Source organism: Glycomyces sp. NPDC021274, assembly GCF_040641195.1.
In the GTDB taxonomy this organism is placed as follows: domain Bacteria; phylum Actinomycetota; class Actinomycetes; order Mycobacteriales; family Micromonosporaceae; genus Glycomyces.
On the sequence record NZ_JBFADC010000068.1, the window covers coordinates 1 to 1,368 of the forward strand.

Consider the following 1,368-nt stretch of genomic DNA (forward strand, 5'->3'; position numbering starts at 1 on the left):
GGGCCAGTTGCTGCGGAACGTGGAGCTGGTACGAGGGCACCTCAACCCCAAGCTCCACGTCTCGACGATCCTGCTCACCATGTACGACGGACGTACCCGCCTGGCCTCGCAGGTCGCCGATGAGGTGCGTAGCCACTTCGGTAACGAGGTGCTTCGGACGAGCATCCCCCGCTCAGTCCGTATCTCGGAGGCGCCCAGCTATGGGCAGACGGTGCTCACCTATGACCCGGGATCCAGTGGGGCGCTCTCGTATCTCGAAGCGGCCCGAGAGATTGCGCTGCGGGGAGCTCCGCAGCCCGGGGAGCAGGGCCTGAGTGTGAACTACCAAGCACAGCACAGCATCTCGGAGGGGACTCAGTGAGTGAACGACGTAGAGGGCTGGGCCGCGGGCTCGGTGCGCTGATCCCCGCGGCACCGCAGAGCGCGGATCCGAACGGGCCGGCGGTGGGAAGGGGCACGACGTCGCCGTCGTCCGTACCGGTTCTGGATCCGGAGCGAGGAGTGGCGGCCGCCAAGGTGGCCTCGCTGCCGATGCCCGGTGTTTCACGTGAAACGGAAGCACCGGCTGGGACGGAGAGCACCGGCAATTTCGCAGAGGTGGCGGGCGCGCATTTCGCCGAGGTGCCGCTGGACGCGATCAGGCCGAACCCGCGCCAGCCGCGGGATGTGTTCGACGAGGATGCGCTCGCCGAACTGGTCACCTCCATCAAGGAGGTGGGACTGCTCCAGCCTGTGGTGGTCCGCCAGACTGCGCCGGAGCGCTATGAGCTCATCATGGGTGAGCGGCGCTGGCGGGCTTGCAGCGAAGCCGGGCTGGAGAAGATCCCCGCGATTGTGCGGGCCACGGAAGACGAGCGGCTGCTGCTCGACGCGCTTCTGGAGAATCTGCACCGGGCACAGCTCAATCCGTTGGAAGAGGCTGCTGCCTACGACCAGTTGTTGCAGGACTTCAAGTGCACCCATGACGAGCTGGCCGATCGGATTGGGCGCTCGCGTCCGCAGGTCACCAACACGCTGAGGCTGTTGAAGCTCTCGCCGGCCGTGCAGAAGCGGCTCGCAGCGGGGGTGCTCTCCGCGGGACACGCCCGGGCTCTGCTGTCGGTGGAGGATCCAGAGGAGCAGGACAACCTGGCGCGCCGGATCGTGGCAGAGGGTCTGTCGGTCCGTTCGGTCGAGGAGATCGTGATGCTCATGGGGTCGAGCCCCAAGAGCGCCGGCAAGGCGAAGAAGCCCCGTGCGGGTGCTCGGGTGTCCCCTGCGCTCACCGGTCTCGCCTCCCGGCTGTCCGACCGTTTCGAAACCCGGGTGAAGGTCGATCTTGGCCAGAAGAAGGGAAAGATCGTCGTCGAGTTCGCCTCGATGGAAGAC

General features: G+C 66.7%; 2 protein-coding genes. Both read left to right on the forward strand.

Features of this window, described 5'->3' with window-relative positions; translation table 11 throughout:
* The coding region (locus AB0I03_RS26610; protein WP_360417360.1) for a ParA family protein at nucleotides 1-361 on the forward strand (361 nt) is incomplete at its 5' end.
* Nucleotides 358-1,368, forward strand: a 1,011-nt coding sequence (locus AB0I03_RS26615) for a ParB/RepB/Spo0J family partition protein (RefSeq protein WP_360417362.1), incomplete at its 3' end; no start/stop codon positions are given. The genes AB0I03_RS26610 and AB0I03_RS26615, both read left to right, overlap by 4 nt.